Annotated in this window: 17 protein-coding genes; 16 read left to right on the forward strand and 1 reads right to left on the reverse strand. The window is 33.3% G+C overall.

What is annotated here, in order from left to right:
* Positions 1 to 99: 99 nt before the first annotated feature.
* From atpB to Q9Q97_RS02540, 13 genes are all read left to right on the forward strand, one after another.
* Entirely contained in the window at positions 100 to 1,284 is a 1,185-nt protein-coding gene (gene atpB / locus Q9Q97_RS02480) for a F0F1 ATP synthase subunit A (RefSeq protein WP_306154065.1), read from the forward strand.
* 32 nt (positions 1,285 to 1,316) lie between these two features.
* Complete coding sequence (gene atpE, locus Q9Q97_RS02485; protein WP_008465835.1) at positions 1,317 to 1,514, forward strand: ATP synthase F0 subunit C; 198 nt, start codon at positions 1,317 to 1,319, stop codon at positions 1,512 to 1,514.
* 91 nt (positions 1,515 to 1,605) lie between these two features.
* Positions 1,606 to 2,106: a F0F1 ATP synthase subunit B gene (locus Q9Q97_RS02490; protein WP_012023142.1), complete on the forward strand. Its 501-nt coding sequence runs from the start codon at positions 1,606 to 1,608 to the stop codon at positions 2,104 to 2,106.
* 4 nt (positions 2,107 to 2,110) lie between these two features.
* Positions 2,111 to 2,644: an ATP synthase F1 subunit delta gene (atpH, locus tag Q9Q97_RS02495; protein WP_306154071.1), complete on the forward strand. Its 534-nt coding sequence runs from the start codon at positions 2,111 to 2,113 to the stop codon at positions 2,642 to 2,644.
* Positions 2,645 to 2,681: 37 nt separating this feature from the next.
* Positions 2,682 to 4,259: a F0F1 ATP synthase subunit alpha gene (gene atpA / locus Q9Q97_RS02500; protein WP_306154073.1), complete on the forward strand. Its 1,578-nt coding sequence runs from the start codon at positions 2,682 to 2,684 to the stop codon at positions 4,257 to 4,259.
* Between the two features lie 90 nt (positions 4,260 to 4,349).
* Positions 4,350 to 5,210: an ATP synthase F1 subunit gamma gene (gene atpG / locus Q9Q97_RS02505; protein WP_306154075.1), complete on the forward strand. Its 861-nt coding sequence runs from the start codon at positions 4,350 to 4,352 to the stop codon at positions 5,208 to 5,210.
* Positions 5,211 to 5,939: 729 nt separating this feature from the next.
* Entirely contained in the window at positions 5,940 to 6,380 is a 441-nt protein-coding gene (locus Q9Q97_RS02510) for a GNAT family N-acetyltransferase (protein WP_306154077.1), read from the forward strand.
* Positions 6,381 to 6,475: 95 nt separating this feature from the next.
* Positions 6,476 to 7,936: a lipopolysaccharide biosynthesis protein gene (locus Q9Q97_RS02515; protein ID WP_306154079.1), complete on the forward strand. Its 1,461-nt coding sequence runs from the start codon at positions 6,476 to 6,478 to the stop codon at positions 7,934 to 7,936.
* Between the two features lie 27 nt (positions 7,937 to 7,963).
* Positions 7,964 to 8,398 (forward strand): dUTP diphosphatase, encoded by a 435-nt coding sequence (dut, locus tag Q9Q97_RS02520; protein ID WP_008465845.1) that lies wholly within the window; start codon positions 7,964 to 7,966, stop codon positions 8,396 to 8,398.
* 60 nt (positions 8,399 to 8,458) lie between these two features.
* Entirely contained in the window at positions 8,459 to 9,475 is a 1,017-nt protein-coding gene (locus tag Q9Q97_RS02525; protein WP_306154081.1) for a sugar phosphate nucleotidyltransferase, read from the forward strand.
* Between the two features lie 49 nt (positions 9,476 to 9,524).
* Positions 9,525 to 10,874 (forward strand): lipopolysaccharide assembly protein LapB, encoded by a 1,350-nt coding sequence (locus Q9Q97_RS02530; protein WP_306154083.1) that lies wholly within the window; start codon positions 9,525 to 9,527, stop codon positions 10,872 to 10,874.
* Between the two features lie 14 nt (positions 10,875 to 10,888).
* Positions 10,889 to 11,668, forward strand: a complete 780-nt coding sequence (locus tag Q9Q97_RS02535) for a DUF4292 domain-containing protein (protein ID WP_306154085.1) — start codon at positions 10,889 to 10,891, stop codon at positions 11,666 to 11,668.
* A 23-nt stretch (positions 11,669 to 11,691) separates the two neighbouring features.
* The gene (locus Q9Q97_RS02540; RefSeq protein ID WP_306154087.1) at positions 11,692 to 12,942 is read left to right on the forward strand and encodes a murein hydrolase activator EnvC; all 1,251 of its coding nucleotides are present in this window, start codon (positions 11,692 to 11,694) and stop codon (positions 12,940 to 12,942) included.
* Positions 12,943 to 12,977: 35 nt separating this feature from the next.
* Here Q9Q97_RS02540 and Q9Q97_RS02545 read toward each other — a convergent pair whose 3' ends face one another.
* Positions 12,978 to 13,397: a CBS domain-containing protein gene (locus tag Q9Q97_RS02545; RefSeq protein WP_306154089.1), complete on the reverse strand. Its 420-nt coding sequence runs from the start codon at positions 13,395 to 13,397 to the stop codon at positions 12,978 to 12,980.
* A 228-nt stretch (positions 13,398 to 13,625) separates the two neighbouring features.
* Between Q9Q97_RS02545 and rbfA the strand changes: the two genes are divergently transcribed.
* The 3 genes from rbfA to Q9Q97_RS02560 all read left to right on the forward strand — a co-directional run bounded on the left by rbfA (position 13,626) and on the right by Q9Q97_RS02560 (position 16,819).
* Entirely contained in the window at positions 13,626 to 14,018 is a 393-nt protein-coding gene (gene rbfA, locus Q9Q97_RS02550; RefSeq protein WP_095930618.1) for a 30S ribosome-binding factor RbfA, read from the forward strand.
* 1 nt (position 14,019) lies between these two features.
* Entirely contained in the window at positions 14,020 to 15,219 is a 1,200-nt protein-coding gene (locus Q9Q97_RS02555; RefSeq protein WP_306154091.1) for an FtsX-like permease family protein, read from the forward strand.
* A gap of 172 nt (positions 15,220 to 15,391) precedes the next feature.
* A complete protein-coding gene (locus Q9Q97_RS02560; RefSeq protein WP_306154093.1) occupies positions 15,392 to 16,819 on the forward strand; it encodes an MATE family efflux transporter in 1,428 nt (475 codons plus the stop codon).
* The last annotated feature ends 39 nt before the right edge of the window (positions 16,820 to 16,858 follow it).

Genomic DNA, 16,858 nt, shown 5'->3' on the forward strand with positions numbered 1-16,858 from the left:
AAGGTTTAAAAATAATTTTTCATATCCTTTTGAATATTAATAAAAAATGTACCTTTGCACCAAATTTTAGAAACGTAAAAAAATAAGATTTTCCACGATATGGTGATTTCAAACAAACCACTCAGCTTTATTCTTGCAGCTTTTGTTGCTTCTCTACCTATTATGGGTTTTGCAAATCCAGAGAATGATTCGACGCATGTTCAAACTGAAACTGCTCACGAAGAGAAAGTAGTTTCACATAATGCTCACGAAGAAGGAGAGCATGTTGCTCTTGACCCAAAAGCAAAAGTGGATGCTTTTATTGATCACCACTTACAAGATTCTCATGACTTCGTTTTCTTTTCAGATGAAAAAGAAAATAAACACTATGGTTTTTCATTACCAGTTATTCTTATTGACGGTGGTTTAAAAGTTTTCTCTTCTTCAAAATTACACCACGGAGAAGAAGTTGCAGAAGTTGACGGTAGCTACTATAAATTAGTACACGGTAAAATTTACAAAACAGATGCAGCCGGAACAATCAACTTTGATGAGCACGGCCATCCATCAAATGAAAAACCATTAGATTTTTCAATTACTAAAAATGTTGTTTCAATGCTTTTCGTATCAGTATTATTATTTTTAATGTTTACTGGTTTAGCAAAATCATATAAAAAAGGACCAATCCCAACTGGATTTGGTAGAGTTTTAGAACCGCTTATTATTTTCATTAGAGACGAAATCGCAGTTCCTAATATTGGAGAGACAAAATACCGTAAATATATGGGTTACCTATTAACTGTGTTTTTCTTTGTTTGGTTGTTAAACTTATTAGGAATGACTCCACTAGGAATCAACGTAACAGGAAATATTGCAATTACAGTTTGTTTAGCATTATTTACTTTCATTATTACACAATTTAGTGCAAACAAAGATTATTGGGGACACATCTTCTGGATGCCAGGAGTACCAGTTCCAATGAAAATTATCTTAGCTCCAATTGAGGTTTTAGGAACATTAACAAAACCATTCGCATTATTAATTCGTTTGTACGCAAACATTACTGCAGGTCACGTAGTAATTATGAGTTTAATTGCAATGATTTTTGTTGGAAAAAATTTAGCAGCAGATTTACCAATCTCATTAGGATTAACTTTGTTCATCTCTGTTATTGAAGTTTTAGTTGCATTTTTACAAGCGTTTATCTTCACAATGTTATCATCATTGTTTATTGGTATGGCTGTTCAAGATCACCATCATGATGATCACGGACATGCACATGAGGAAGAAAACGCAATCATTTAATTAGAAGTTTAATTTTATATATATAAATACTTATGGGAACAATTCCAACTTTAGTAGGTGCTGGTTTAGTAGTAATCGGTGCAGGTTTAGGTTTAGGTAAAATCGGTGGATCTGCTATGGACGCTATTGCTCGTCAGCCAGAAGCTGCTGGTAAAATCCAAACTGCGATGATTATTATCGCTGCTTTATTAGAAGGTTTAGCATTTGCTGCTTTAATCTTAGGAAAATAATAAAGAAAGAAATAACAGCATCTTTAACGGTTGGTTAAAGATGTTGTTACTTTTAAAAAAAGAAATTAAATATTTAATATAGTTATATAAAATGGATAAGTTAATTAACGATTTTTCATTCGGATTATTCTTCTGGCAGGCTTTAATCTTAGTAATACTAATTTTGCTTTTAGTAAAATTTGCTTGGAAACCAATTATGGAATCTATTACTGCAAGAGAAGAAGGTATTAAAAATGCATTGCTTTCTGCTGAAAACGCAAAGAGAGAAATGGAAAACTTACAAGCTGATAATCAAAGAATTTTGAATGAAGCTCGTGCAGAACGTGACGCGATGTTGAAAGAAGCTCGCGAAATGAAAGAGAAAATGATTGCTGATTCTAAAAACGAAGCACAAGAAGCTGGTCAAAAAATGATTGAGCAAGCTAAAGCGGCTATCGAAAGCGAAAAAAATGCTGCAATGGCAGAATTGAAATCTCAAGTTTCTACACTATCATTGAGTATTGCTGAAAAATTATTGAAAGAAGAATTATCTAACAAAGAATCTCAAACTAAATTGGTGGAGAAAATGTTAGGTGACGTAAAGTTAAACTAAGATTATGGCAAGTACAAGAGCAGCAATTCGTTATGCAAAAGCAATTCTAGACTTAGCAAACTCTAAAGGTGTTGCCGAAGCTGTCAATAACGATATGAAATCAATTGCTAATGCAATTGAAACAAATGAGGAATTGAGTGCATTTATTCAGAACCCAACGACTACAGTTGAAGTTAAAGAAGGTGCTCTTTTAGAAGTTTTTGCAAACGTAAATGGAGTGACAAAAGGATTGTTCCGTTTATTATTCGAAAACAAAAGATTTGAAATTCTACATGCAATTGCATTAGGATACAGTAAATTATTTGATGAAAACAATGGTGTTGAAGTAGCTAAAGTTACAACAGCAATTCCATTGGATGCTGCTTTAGAAGCTAAAGTTTTAGCAAAAGTTGCAACTTTATCAGATAAAAAAATTACAATTGAAAATATAGTAGATCCTTCAATTATCGGTGGATTTATTTTGAGAATAGGAGATAATCAATACAATGCTTCTGTTGCAAACAGATTACAAGTATTAAAAAGAGAGTTAAGTAATTAGTTTTATAACACAAAAAGTGTCTAAATTATAAATTAAGATGGCGGAAATCAAACCTGCTGAAATTTCAGCAATATTAAGAAAGCAAGTAGAAGGTTTTGAATCTGGTGCTACGCTAGAGGAAGTAGGAACAGTACTTCAAGTTGGAGACGGTATTGCTCGTGTTTACGGGCTATCTAATGTACAATATGGTGAGTTAGTAGAATTTGATAACGGTATGGAAGGTATCGTATTGAATCTTGAAGAGGATAATGTTGGGGTTGTATTATTAGGACCATCAACTGGACTTAAAGAAGGATCTACTGCAAAAAGAACTCAACGTATTGCTTCTCTTAAAGTAGGTGAGCAAATGGTAGGACGTGTTGTTAACACTCTTGGTTTTCCAATTGATGGAAAAGGGCCAATCGGTGGTGACTTATACGAAATGCCATTAGAAAGAAAAGCTCCTGGAGTTATCTTCCGTCAGCCAGTTACTGAGCCATTACAAACAGGAGTAAAAGCAGTTGATGCTATGATCCCAGTTGGTCGTGGACAGCGTGAGCTTGTAATCGGTGACCGTCAAACAGGTAAATCAACTGTTTGTATCGATACAATCTTAAATCAAAAAGAATTTTACGATGCAGGAAAACCTGTATTCTGTATATATGTTGCAATCGGACAAAAAGCTTCGACTGTAGCAGGAATCGCAAAAATGTTAGAAGAAAAAGGAGCAATGGCTTATACAGTTATCGTTGCTGCTAATGCTTCTGATCCAGCTCCAATGCAAGTTTACGCTCCATTCGCTGGTGCTGCAATTGGAGAGTACTTCAGAGATTCTGGTCGTCCAGCTCTTATCGTTTATGATGATTTATCTAAACAAGCTGTTGCTTACCGTGAGGTTTCTCTTTTATTAAGAAGACCACCGGGACGTGAGGCTTACCCTGGAGACGTTTTCTACTTACACTCTCGTTTATTAGAGCGTGCTTGTAAAGTAATCGCTGATGATGGTATCGCTAAAAACATGAACGATTTGCCAGATTCTATTAAGTCAATCGTAAAAGGTGGTGGTTCATTAACTGCTCTACCAATTATCGAAACTCAAGCTGGTGACGTTTCTGCATATATCCCAACAAACGTAATCTCTATTACAGATGGTCAGATTTTCCTTGATGGAGATTTGTTCAACTCTGGGGTTCGTCCTGCAATTAACGTAGGTATCTCTGTATCTCGTGTTGGAGGTAATGCACAGATTAAATCAATGAAAAAAGTTTCTGGAACTTTAAAATTAGACCAAGCTCAATTCCGTGAATTAGAAGCTTTCGCTAAATTCGGTTCTGACTTAGATTCTGTTACATTAAACGTAATTGAAAAAGGAAAAAGAAACGTTGAGATCTTGAAACAAGGTTTAAATGATCCTTATCCAGTTGAAAACCAAGTAGCTATTATCTACGCTGGTTCTAAAAACTTGTTAAGAAATGTTCCTGTAAATAAAGTAAAAGAATTCGAAGCAGACTTCTTAGCTTACTTAAACAGCAAACATAAAGATACACTTAATGCTTTGAAAGCTGGAAAATTAGATGACACTATTACAGACGTTATCGAAAAAGCAGCAAAAGAAATCTCAGCAAAATATAACTAATTAGATAATTGGTAAATTAGATAATTAGAAAATGTTTACTCATTATTCTAATTATCTAATTTTCAAATTGTCACATTTTCTAATCAATAGATGGCAAATTTAAAGGAAATCCGTAATAGAATTACTTCCGTTTCATCGACGATGCAAATTACATCGGCTATGAAAATGGTTTCTGCTGCAAAGCTGAAGAAAGCACAAGATGCAATCACTGCAATGCGTCCTTATGCCGAGAAATTAACGGAGTTATTGCAAGATCTTTCAGCTACACTAGAAGGTGAAGTAGGAGGAGATTACACTACACAACGTGAAGTAAAAAAAGTATTGTTAGTAGCAGTAACTTCAAATAGAGGTTTATGCGGTGCTTTCAATTCGAATATTATTAAAGAGATTAAAAACCGTACAGAGTTTTACGCTGGAAAACAAGTTGATATTTTTGCTATTGGTAAAAAAGGAAACGATGCTTTAAGCAAAACGCATAAAGTTCACGGTCATCACAATGCAATTTTTGATCATTTAACTTTTGAAAATGTTGCTGGAATTGCAGATAATTTGACTGAGAAATTTTTATCTGGAGAATACGATAGAATTGAATTAGTTTACAATCAGTTTAAAAATGCTGCGACTCAAATTGTTCAAGTAGAACAGTTTTTACCGTTAGCACCTATCGCTACAGATGCAGCTGCTCCTTCTGGAGATTATATTTTTGAGCCAGGAAAAGAAGAAATTGTATTGGCTTTAATTCCTAAGTCTTTAAAAACACAATTGTACAAAGGTATTCGTGATTCATTTGCTTCTGAGCATGGAGCGCGTATGACTGCAATGCACAAAGCAACAGATAACGCTACAGCTTTAAGAAACCAATTAAAATTAACTTATAACAAAGCTCGTCAGGCTGCGATTACAAGTGAAATTTTGGAAATTGTTGGTGGAGCAGAAGCTTTAAACGGATAATCTATTCCATAATAAAAAAAGAAAGCCAGCATAAAGCTGGCTTTTCTTTTTATTGGAAGTTTTATTCTTTTTTAAAAATAATTTTATAAAATGGTGATTCTCAAATTAAAGTAAGTTGAGAATCACTACCATTTTATAAAAATAGACAGATAACTCTGTGTGCTTTGTCTTTCGTGGGAACAAACTAGCTTTATTAGTCCCATTGCTCTGTTTTTTTAAGGGTTACATTTCAGCAGAATCAATCCCTGTGCTTTGTCTTTTATGGGAACAAACAAGCTTTATCAATCCCAATGCTTAGTTTTTTTATAAGGGTTACATTTTAGCTAACTTCAATCCCTTTATGCTTTGTCTTTTATGGGAACAAACAAGCTTTATTAGTCCCAGTGCTTCCTTTTTTATAAGGGTTGTATTTAGCTTTCTCAATCCCTGTGAAACAAATTTAAGAAAGGTTTAACGAAAAAATCTTACATAATTTCCATGTGATATTTATATGATTCACATGTTTTGAAAAAAATCTGTAATGAGAAATGAACTTTTTTAAGAAAAAAGTTCTAAAGAAGTGGTTTTTAATGATATAACGTTGAAGATTTCTTATTATTATATTAACACAAATAAAAACTATTTTTTTGATTCTTACAAATTTCTAAAAAACATGAAATATCGTTTGCTTTAAATTGAGAAGTATTTCGGTCGAAAATAAGTATTTTTGAAGTATAATTTTTTAGTGAAATGAAACTACGAGAACTAACAACCATAAAAGAGATGCTCTCTCAGATTGATACTATACGTTTTCTGTATCCTAATTTAAGTGAAGACAAATACGAATCGTTTCTTTCAGAAATGGTTCCGCATAATTATACTCAAATTGCAGTTTTTGAAGAAGAAAATTGTATCGGAATTACGGGATGCTGGTCTGCAACAAAATTATGGACGGGCAAATATCTCGAAATTGACAATTTTGTGGTACATCCTGAATATCGATCTAAAGGAATTGGAAAAATGCTTACCGATTATGTAGAGAAAAAAGCAATAGAATTGAATTGCAGCAGTATAGTTTTGGATGCATTTACAGGAAACTTTGCTGCTCATCGATTTTATTATAATCAAGGTTATGCTCCGAGAGGGTTTCATTTTGTAAAAATTTTAGATGAAAAGAAAATGACTGTTTAAAAACACACATAACTTTTCTTTATTGCATTAACAAAAACACCATTAAACAAAAGAAATGGTTATTTTTGTCTTACAAACATTATTAGAATTATATTTTGGGATTATATAAAAATCTATTTAAACAAACAGCAATTTACGGACTGGCAACAGTTTTACCGCGAATGCTGAGTTTCTTATTAGTGAGATTATATACAGGAATATTGCCTACAGCAGAGTATGGTGAAGTTTCGATCGTATTGTCTTGGATGGTTTTCTTTAACGTAGTTCTTTCTTACGGTATGGAAACGGCATTTTTTAGATTTTACAGTGCAGAAGAGGATAAGAAAAATGTCATTGCTACTTCGACCATTTCTATATTTTGGACTTCAATAATTTTCCTTTTTGTAGCCCTCATTTTCAGAAACACACTTGCTAATTTAGCCGAAGTCGACGTTCAGTATATTACCTATTCGGTATGGATTTTAGTTTTGGATGCCTTGGTTTTAATACCGTTTTCTAAACTTAGAGCCAACCAAAGACCAATGGTTTATGCCGCAATTAAGATTGGAAATGTTGTTATAAACTTACTACTAAATATATTTTTCTTAATGTATTTGCCAAAACTGGCGGCTTCAAACCCAAATTCTGTTTGGGATAATTTATATATTGAAAACTTCCAGATTGCTTATATTTTCATCGCAAATCTTTTGGCAAGTTTAGCAACATTTGTTGTCCTTTCTCCAAATTATCTTTCGCTTGGGCGAAAATTTGATCCAGTACTTTGGAAAAAAATGATGAAATACGGACTTCCAATTTTGGTGGCCGGACTGGCTTTTGCTGTAAACGAACATTTCGATAAAATTTTATTAGGCTACTTACTTCCAGAAAATTTAGCAAAATCTGAAGTTGGAGCTTATTCTGCTTGTTACAAATTAGGATTGTTTATGGTTCTTTTTGCAACAGCTTTTAGATTAGGAATTGAGCCTTTCTTTTTTAGTCATGCTAAAAATGAAAATGCACCTCAGACTTATGCCGTTATTACTAAATATTTTGTGATTTTAGGATCCTTGATTTTATTAGGAGTAATTGTTTTTGCAGACGTTTTAAAATATTTGTTATTAGACAATAAATCGTACTGGGAAGCCATGAAAGTGGTGCCGCTAATTATTTTGGCAAATTTCTTTTTAGGAATTTATAACAACTTATCGGTTTGGTATAAACTGACAGATAAAACAAAAATCGGAGCGTACATTTCTATAGTAGGTGCAATTATAACCTTGATTTTGAATTATTTATTAATCCCGAAATATAGTTATTACGGTTCTGCAATTGCAACTATTTCTGCTTACGGAAGCATGATGCTTATTTCTTATATTTTAGGAAATAAATACTATCCGATTCCTTACGATATGAACAAGATTGGTGCTTATTTAGGCGTTTCAATATTATTTTCAATAATTTCATTTTACGGATTTAGAGAAAAATATTATGTTGGAATTCCGTTGCTTTTAGCTTTTATGTATCTCGTTTACCATTTCGAAAAAGATACTATAAAAGGAATAATGAAAAGAAAATAAGACGTTTTAAGAAAATTATATTTAAAAATGAAAATTCAAATTATCAATAAATCACAGCACGATTTACCAAATTATGAAACAATTGCTTCTGCAGGAATGGATTTACGTGCCAATATTATAGAACCAATTACGTTAAAACCTTTAGAAAGAACGATTGTAAAAACAGGACTTTTTATAGAATTGCCAATTGGTTATGAAGCGCAGGTAAGACCGAGAAGCGGCCTAGCGGCAAAAAAAGGAGTAACTGTTTTAAATTCGCCAGGAACTGTTGACGCAGATTATAGAGGAGAAATCGGAGTAATTTTAGTAAATTTATCTAATGACGATTTTGTAATCGAAAATGGAGAACGAATTGCGCAGTTGATTATTGCAAAACACGAAAGAGCAGAATGGATTGAAGTTGAAACACTTTCTGAAACATCAAGAGGTGAAGGAGGCTTTGGAAGCACTGGCGTGAAATAATAGAAGAGAAAGACCAAACCCAATGAAGATTTTAAATCTTCCCATAAAATCAAATAAAGAATGAAAATAATTGTGCCAATGGCGGGCCGCGGATCAAGATTGAGGCCTCATACTTTAACCGTTCCAAAACCGTTAATTCCAGTTGCGGGAAAATCTATCGTGCACCGTTTAGTTGAAGATATTGCCAAAATATTAAAAGAACCAATTGAAGAAGTTGCGTTTATTTTAGGAGACGAAGCTTTCTTTGGAGATGATGTTGTAACAAGTTTAGAAGATTTGGCTAAAGGATTAGGAGCAAAAGCTTCGATCTATCGTCAAGATCAGCCTTTAGGAACTGGACACGCGATTATGTGTGCAAAAGATTCTCTTTCTGGACCAGCGGTAATTGCTTATGCGGATACTTTAATTAGAGCAGATTTTGAACTAGATCCATCTGCAGATGCTGTTATTTGGGTAAAACAAGTAGACCAGCCAGAAGCTTTTGGTGTAGTAAAACTAAATCAAAATAATGAAATTATCGAATTGGTTGAAAAACCAAAAGAGTTTGTAAGTGATTTAGCCGTTATCGGAATTTACTATTTTAAAGAAGTTGGTGTTTTAAGAAACGAGCTTCAGAATGTTTTGGATAATAATATTCAAAACGGAGGTGAATACCAAATCAACGACGGAATTAAAGCCATGATGGCAAACGGAAAAGTTTTTAAAACTGGAAGCGTAGACGAATGGATGGATTGCGGTAACAAAGATGTTACGGTTGAAACCAATACAAGAATGCTAGGTTTTCTTCATAATGATGGAGAACATTTAGTAGATTATGGAGTAACATTAGAAAATTCAACTATTATTCCTCCTTGTTATATTGGCGAAAATGTTGTCTTGAAAAACACCACTGTTGGTCCAAATGTTTCTTTAGGAAAAGGATGTCAGGTAACAAACAGTACTATTAAAAACAGTTTGATCCAGACCAACTCTCAAATTAAAAATGCTGATCTAGACAACGCCATGATCGGAAATCATGTAAGTTACGATGGTAAATTTACAAGTATCAGTATTGGTGATTACGCTGTTTTAGAATAAAATAAAAAATATCAAAATTTCGTTTTGTTTAAAATGTAATTTTAAAATAATGAAAAAGAGAATCTTAACTGTTTTATTTTTTGCCTTCTTCGGAAGCACGTTTTCGGTTTTTGCTCAGACAGAACCCGAAGATATTGCTATGGCAACAGATGAATATCAGGATTCTTTTTATGAATCATTAAAACAAAAAGGAATTGAAAATTATGATAAAGCTATTGTATCATTGGAAAAATGCATCAAGCTGAAACCCAATGATGCAGTTGCTTATTTTGAATTAGGGAAAAATTACCTTTCGCTTAAACAATATCAAAATGCACAGGATGCTTTTGAAAAAGCTACGCAATTAGAACCTAAAAATAAATGGTTTTGGCTCGGAATTTACGATGTAAGTTTCGAAACCAAAAACTATCCGCTTGCGATAGAAACGATTCAAAAAATAATTGTTTTTGACGAAGAATACAAAGACGATCTCATTTCGTTGTACATGATTACCAATCAGTATGACAAGGCATTGACAGCCATTAACGAAATGAACGATAAATTCGGAAAGTCGGCCGATCGCGAAATTTACAAACAGCAGATTTTATCTCAAGGGAAATACCAGAACTCAGAAATAGACAATTTGGTTCAGCAGATTAAAAAAGATCCGAAAGAAGAATCTAATTATCTCAATCTTATTCTTTTATATTCGAAGAATAATGAAAATGAAAAATCGCTGGAAGTGGCCAAACAATTGGCAAAAGAAATTCCAAATTCAGAATGGGCTCAAGTGAGTTTATTTAAAACCTATTTGGATGCCAATCAAGCCGATAAAGCCATCAAATCGATGAATGTGATTTTAGCAAGTTCAAAAATCGATTCAAAAATCAAACACAGAACTTTGAATGAATTTTTGATTTATGTAAATAAAAATCCACAGTATTCAGCCGATTTGGAAAAAGCCATTTCTTATTTTGATAATGATCCAAATGTAGACGTTGCCAAAGAGATTGGAAAATTTTATCATAGTAAAGGACAATTTGAAAACGCTATTAAATATTATGAAAAAGATTTAAAAGCAAATTCAGATACTGATTTGGAGACTAATATGTTATTGTTAGAAGCGTATTCGCAAGCAAAACAATATGACCCAATGACCAAAAGAGCCATGATGCTGATTGAAGTTTATCCGAGTCAGGCTCAGTTTTATTATTATGCAGGTTTAGGAAGCAATCAGCTGAAACAGTTTAAAAATGCAAAAACGGTTTTAGAAATGGGTCTTGATTATGTAGTTGATGACGTAAAATTAGAATCAAATTTTAATATTCAGTTAGGAGAAGCTTATAATGGATTGGGAGATGCAAAGAAAAAAGAGGAATACTTTTTGAAGGCAAATGAATTATTAAAGAAGAAAAAATAAAAAGAAGAATTCAGATGAAAAAATATATATCAATACTAGTATTGTCTATTGCCGTGATTTCATGTAAATCAAAAGCAGTAGCGGTGCAAGGAAATACAAGCCAGACCGTTGCACCAAAAGAGGATAAAAAAGTTATCGAAAAACATTACGACAATAAGTTAGATTTTTCGACACTTTACATAAAAGCAAGTGCAAAATATGCTGATGAAAAACAAAGCCAAAATGTTACTGCCGAAATTAGAATCGAAAAAGACAAACAGATTTTAATAAGCGTACGTTTCTTAGGAATTACAATGGCAAAAGCTTTAATAACACCATCAAAAGTTAGTTATTACGAAAAAATAAACAGCACTTATTACGATGGAGATTTTACAAGTTTAAGCAAATGGCTGGGAACAGATTTAGATTATACAAAAGTTCAAAATCTATTGGTTGGAGAAGCCTTTGATGATTTACGAAAAGGAAAATATACGCAGACTATTGTCGATAACCTATTTAGATTGGACGAAGAAAAAGAGGCTAATTTGAAGAAAACCTTTTTCTTAGATGCTGAGAAATATTTAATTCAAAAAGAAGAGATTTCGCAGCCATCAGAAAATAGAACTTTACAAATAGCTTATTCAGATACTAAAAATTTTGATCAGGGAACATTGCCGACAAGTATTGAAATCAATGCGGTTCAGCCAAAAGGAAAAACAAGCATTAATCTGAATTATAATAATATCTCATTCAACGAAGAACTTTCTTTTCCTTACAGTGTCCCAAGCGGATACAAACAAGTTTTAATTAAGTAATTTTGCAAAAAGAAAACATAAACATGCCAAAATTTCTCCTAAGCCTAATTTTAATATGTGCCACTACTTTTGTGTGGGCGCAGGATTCGCAGCAAGAAAAACTGGAGCAGCGTAAAGCACAGATTCAGCAGGAAATCAGAGACAATGAAAAAATGCTTCAATCTGTTCGTAAAAAAGAAAAATCAGCGGTAAACGAATATTTGATTCAGGCCAATAAAATCAAATTAAAAGAGAAATTAATTAATACTACGGCAAAACAAGAAAGACTCCTTAGTAATGACATGTATATTAATCAGGTTCAGGTAAATAAACTTAAAAAAGAATTAAAAGTTCTAAAAGAAGATTATGCTGAAATGATTTTGAAATCATACAAAAGCCGTTCTGAGCAAAGCCGTGCCATGTTTATCTTATCTTCTGAAAGCTTTTTGCAGGCTTATAAAAGAGCACAATACTTAAAACAGTATACCGCTTTTAGAAAAAATCAAGGTTTAGAAATTCAGTCAAAAACAGCGCAGTTAGTAGATTTTAATGCTAAACTAGATGGTCAGCGCCAAGTAAAAAAGAAAATTATAGTTGAGAATCAAAAGGAAAAAGTTACTCTTGAAGCGGAGAAAAAAGAACAGCAGAAGTTGGTAAATGCTCTTAAAAAAGACAAAAACAAAATTGCTGCCGATATTCGATCTAAACAAAGCGAATCTAAAAGAATTGACAGACAAATTGATCGTTTAATTCGTGAAGCAATTGCTGAAGCAAACAGAAAAGCAGCAGCAGAGCGAGCAAAAGCAAATCCAGGAAGCGAAATGAAAGCACCAGTTTCTTCGTCTAAAATTGCTTTAACTCCTGAAGATAAAGTTTTAGCAGCCGATTTTAAAGCCAACCGCGGAAGACTGCCTTGGCCAGTAGAAAAAGGATTTATTTCTCTTGGATATGGAGATCAGCCACACCCGCTGCATCCTTCAATTACAGTACATAATTCTGGTGTAGAGATTACTACCGAAGACGGCGCAAGTGCAAGAGCGGTATTTGCAGGAGAAGTTTCTAAAGTAATCGTTTTGTCTCCAGTAAATAAAGCAGTGGTAATTCAGCATGGAGATTACTTTACGGTTTACCAAAACTTGAGTTCGGTTTCTGTAAGTCAGGGCGATAAAGTATCGATCAAACAAAGTATAGGAAGAGTGAGAACAAGCGGTGATACAGGAAAAACAATCATCAAATTCTTGATTCTTCAAAATACATCAAACAATAATCCGGAAGGATGGCTGCAAAGCAGATAAAATAGAAAGGGAGCAATTAAGCTCCCTTTTTTATATTAATAACTTTCTTCTAAGAAATATTTTAAAACATCTGTTGTCGTAACAATTCCTTTCAATTCTCCTTGATCCACAACTGGAACAGCGTGAAATTCTTCTGTCACAAAAATCTCTGCCAAATCTCTAATAATAAGATCTGGAGAAACCGTTTTAGGTTTTGAAGTCATAACCTGCGGAATAGTAAGCATTTCTAAAACAGCTTCGTCTGCACCATCTTGTCCGTCAAACAATGCACCAAAAGTCAGTCGGTTAATATCGGTACGGCTTATAATTCCCACAACTTCTTTCCCATTTACAACAGGAAGATGTCGTATAGCATTGGATTTCAATTTTTGCACTACACTTTTTAAATCATCATTTTGATTGATAGTTATGACGGTTTTGGTCATAATGTGGCTGATTGGTTCTCTCTTTTTCATAATTTGATGGTGTTAGATTTACATCAAATTTGAAGATTATTTGATAGTTAAAAGATGATTTTTGTCACGAGAAAACTGAGAAAGAAAACGTATTTTAGATAGTTATTTTTTTAAATGAAAATAAATACGAGGTATTAATTTCAATTTTTAAGCAGTAAAATGTAAATTGATCTTGAAGTTGATTTGAAATTGCATTTTATTGAATTTAAAAAGTAGTATTTTTGCAGTATGGAAACAAATAGACAGAAAAAAATAGGTGGTGTCATCCAGAAAGACTTGGTTGATATTCTGCAAGGTGAAGTGAGAAAAAACGGAATTACAAATTTGGTAATTTCAGTGTCCAAAGTTAGTGTAACTACAGATTTATCTGTGGCAACAGTATATTTAAGCATTTTTCCGCAAGAAAAAGCCAAAGAAACATTAGAAGCAATTAAAACAAATACAACTTTAATCAAACATGATTTATCACAGCGTGTGCGTTTGCAATTACGCCGTGTTCCAAATCTGGTATTCTTTATTGATGACTCATTAGATTATATTGAGAAAATCGACAATGCGCTTGCAGGAAAAGAAAATCCAATAGAAAATCGTGATCTTTTAGAAAAAAGAAGAAAGTCGTAATTTGAATTTTCCTTTATACATAGCCAAGCGATATATTTTTAGCAGCAGTAAAAACAATGCTATCAATATTATCAACCGCATTGCCAGCATGGGAATCATTGTTGGCACGATGGCTTTGTTTGTAGTTTTGTCTGTTTTCAGCGGACTGAAAGTTTTCAGTCTTTCGTTTACAAATGAAATTGACCCAGATTTAAAATTGACCAGTACATACGGAAAATCATTTGTAATCACTCCAGAGCAGCAAGCTCAAATAAAAAAAATAGATGGCGTTGCTTCTTACACCAAAATAATAGAAGAACGTGTTTTGTTTTTATTTAAAGACAAACAGCAAGTTACTTATTTGAAAGGTGTTGACAGCCTTTATCCAGTTGTTAACGATATTAAGAAAAAGCTTTTTAATGGCCAATGGCTTAAACCAGATAGTTTTCAGGTTGTAATTGGTTACGGTTTAGCTCAAAACTTCTCAATGGGAATTCTTGATTTTGAAAATCCTCTGCAGGTTTTTGCGCCCAAATCTGGAAAAGGAGCAATTGAAAATCCTGAAGAAGCCTTCAATAAAACCGATGTATTGCCAGTTGGAATTTATTCTATCAGCGAAGATTTAGATTCAAAATATGTATTTGCAGATTTAGGATTAGTGCAAGAATTGCTAATGTACAAACCCAATCAAATCTCGGGAATTGAATTTAAATTAAAAGAAAATGCAGATGAAGGAGCAATAAAGGCACAGCTTAATTCTATTTTTAAGAATAAAATTACTTTAAAAAACAGAGCACAGCTGAATGAGTCTTTATACAAAATGCTCAATACCGAAAATATTGCCGTTTACCTTATTTTTACATTAGTGATTATTGTGGCGCTTTTTAATTTGATTGGCGCCTTGATTATGATGATTTTAGAAAAAAAAGGAAATCTAAAAACGCTTTTTAATTTAGGTACAGACATCACTGATCTTCGAAAAATATTTCTGCTTCAAGGAACTTTATTAAGTGTCTTCGGTGGCTTAATCGGACTTGCTTTGGGAATAATCCTCGTGATATTACAGCAGAAATTTGAACTTATCATGATCACGCCGACTTTGGCATATCCCGTTGTTTTTACAATAGAAAATGTTTTAATTGTAATGACAACAATTATTTCACTAGGTTTTGTTGCTTCATTAATTGCCAGCAGCCGAGTGAGTAAAAAACTGCTTGATTAATATTTCTTAAAAAATATTACTTATATTTACCGCCTTATAAATCTACAGCATATGATTGTTTCTGCCTAATCCTATTTTATTTTTAGAATAATTAGGATACTTACGTTTACTTTTTTTAGTTCAGATTTTAAAAATAATTCTGGACCAATTTTATCATTTATCCTAAAATATCATGACAGAAACAACTATAAAGAAAAGCTTCTTTTCTAAATTTTTCACTACTTTAAAACAAGCCTTAAAAGGCGACGAATCTTTTGACTATACTTCGGGAAGTATAAAGAAAGCCGTAATTCTATTGGCCATTCCGATGGTTTTAGAAATGATGATGGAATCGGTTTTTGCTCTAGTCGATTTATATTTCGTCGGACATTTAGAGCACAGCAGTTTTGCTATTCAAACCGTTGGTTTAACCGAATCGGTATTGACTGTAATTTATTCTCTCGCAATCGGAATGAGTATGGCAGCAACGGCAGTCGTGGCGAGACGAATTGGAGAGAAAGATCCAGTCGCTGCTGCAAAAGCTGGAATGCAAGCCATAATTATAGCTTTTGCTGTTAATAGTGTTTTAAGCATTTTCGGAATTATCTATGCAAAAGATATTTTGGTTTTAATGGGTTCATCAATAGAATCAGCTGAACACGGTTACCGATTTACTCAGATTATGATTGGATCGAGTTTATGTATTATGCTTTTGTTCCTTATAAATGGAATTTTCCGCGGCGCTGGAAACGCAGCAATCGCGATGAAAAGCCTTTGGATTGCTAATATTTGTAACATCATTTTATGTCCGATTTTAATTAATGGTTTTGGACCAATTCCTGCTTTCGGATTAGTTGGAGCCGCTTTGGCAACCACTTTCGGAAGAAGTATCGGGGTTTTGTACCAAGTTTATCATCTGTTTTTTGGAAACGGAATTTTAAAAATAAAAATTCCATATTTTGCTCCAGACTTTGCACAAATAAAAGCTTTGGTAAAAATTGCAGCGCCTGGAATTTTACAATTTGTAATTGCATCTTGCAGTTGGATTTTCTTAGCTCAATTAGTGGCTACAACTGGCGGAGACCATGGTTCGGCGGGTTATCAGACGGCGTTGCGAATTATGATGTTTTTCATTCTTCCAGCTTGGGGATTAAGTAACGCCGCAGCGACTTTGGTCGGACAAAATTTAGGAGCGAAACAAATCGAACGTGCCGAAAAATCGGTTTATACTACTGCCAGATATAATGTGATTTTCATGGCATCGATTATGATTATTACTTTGGCTTTTGGACAATATATTATTTCGTTTTTCACGAATGATGAACAAGTCAAAACCATAGCAATTGAAGCCTTACAGATCATGAGCATCGGTTTTATTTTCTACGGTATCGGAATGGTTCTCATTAATACTTTCAACGGAGCAGGAGATACGTGGACACCAACAGGGATTAATTTCTTTGGTTTCTGGTTATTCCAAATTCCGCTGGCTTTTGTATTAGCGAAACATTTTAATATGGGACCAACTGGAGTTTTTATTGCTATTCCAGTTGCTGAAACGGCTATTACTTTAGCAGGAATCTTTTTCTATAAAAGAGGAAAGTGGAAGAGAGTTCAGGTATAAGTTTAAAAAGGAAGACCTTCAAATATTTGAAGGTCTTTC

Origin of the sequence: Flavobacterium sp. DG2-3, from assembly GCF_030730925.1 — a bacterium.
GTDB lineage: Bacteria > Bacteroidota > Bacteroidia > Flavobacteriales > Flavobacteriaceae > Flavobacterium.

Coding starts and splice junctions, on each gene's coding strand:
- Q9Q97_RS02535 (WP_306154085.1), top strand. CDS start 10,889: ATGAAAAAATATATATCAATACTAGTATTGTCTATTGCCGTGATTTCA.
- Q9Q97_RS02490 (WP_012023142.1), top strand. CDS start 1,606: ATGGATAAGTTAATTAACGATTTTTCATTCGGATTATTCTTCTGGCAG.
- atpG (WP_306154075.1), top strand. CDS start 4,350: ATGGCAAATTTAAAGGAAATCCGTAATAGAATTACTTCCGTTTCATCG.
- Q9Q97_RS02525 (WP_306154081.1), top strand. CDS start 8,459: ATGAAAATAATTGTGCCAATGGCGGGCCGCGGATCAAGATTGAGGCCT.
- Q9Q97_RS02530 (WP_306154083.1), top strand. CDS start 9,525: ATGAAAAAGAGAATCTTAACTGTTTTATTTTTTGCCTTCTTCGGAAGC.
- Q9Q97_RS02560 (WP_306154093.1), top strand. CDS start 15,392: ATGACAGAAACAACTATAAAGAAAAGCTTCTTTTCTAAATTTTTCACT.
- dut (WP_008465845.1), top strand. CDS start 7,964: ATGAAAATTCAAATTATCAATAAATCACAGCACGATTTACCAAATTAT.
- rbfA (WP_095930618.1), top strand. CDS start 13,626: ATGGAAACAAATAGACAGAAAAAAATAGGTGGTGTCATCCAGAAAGAC.
- Q9Q97_RS02540 (WP_306154087.1), top strand. CDS start 11,692: ATGCCAAAATTTCTCCTAAGCCTAATTTTAATATGTGCCACTACTTTT.
- Q9Q97_RS02545 (WP_306154089.1), bottom strand. CDS start 13,397: ATGAAAAAGAGAGAACCAATCAGCCACATTATGACCAAAACCGTCATA.
- atpE (WP_008465835.1), top strand. CDS start 1,317: ATGGGAACAATTCCAACTTTAGTAGGTGCTGGTTTAGTAGTAATCGGT.
- atpB (WP_306154065.1), top strand. CDS start 100: ATGGTGATTTCAAACAAACCACTCAGCTTTATTCTTGCAGCTTTTGTT.
- atpA (WP_306154073.1), top strand. CDS start 2,682: ATGGCGGAAATCAAACCTGCTGAAATTTCAGCAATATTAAGAAAGCAA.
- Q9Q97_RS02510 (WP_306154077.1), top strand. CDS start 5,940: ATGAAACTACGAGAACTAACAACCATAAAAGAGATGCTCTCTCAGATT.
- atpH (WP_306154071.1), top strand. CDS start 2,111: ATGGCAAGTACAAGAGCAGCAATTCGTTATGCAAAAGCAATTCTAGAC.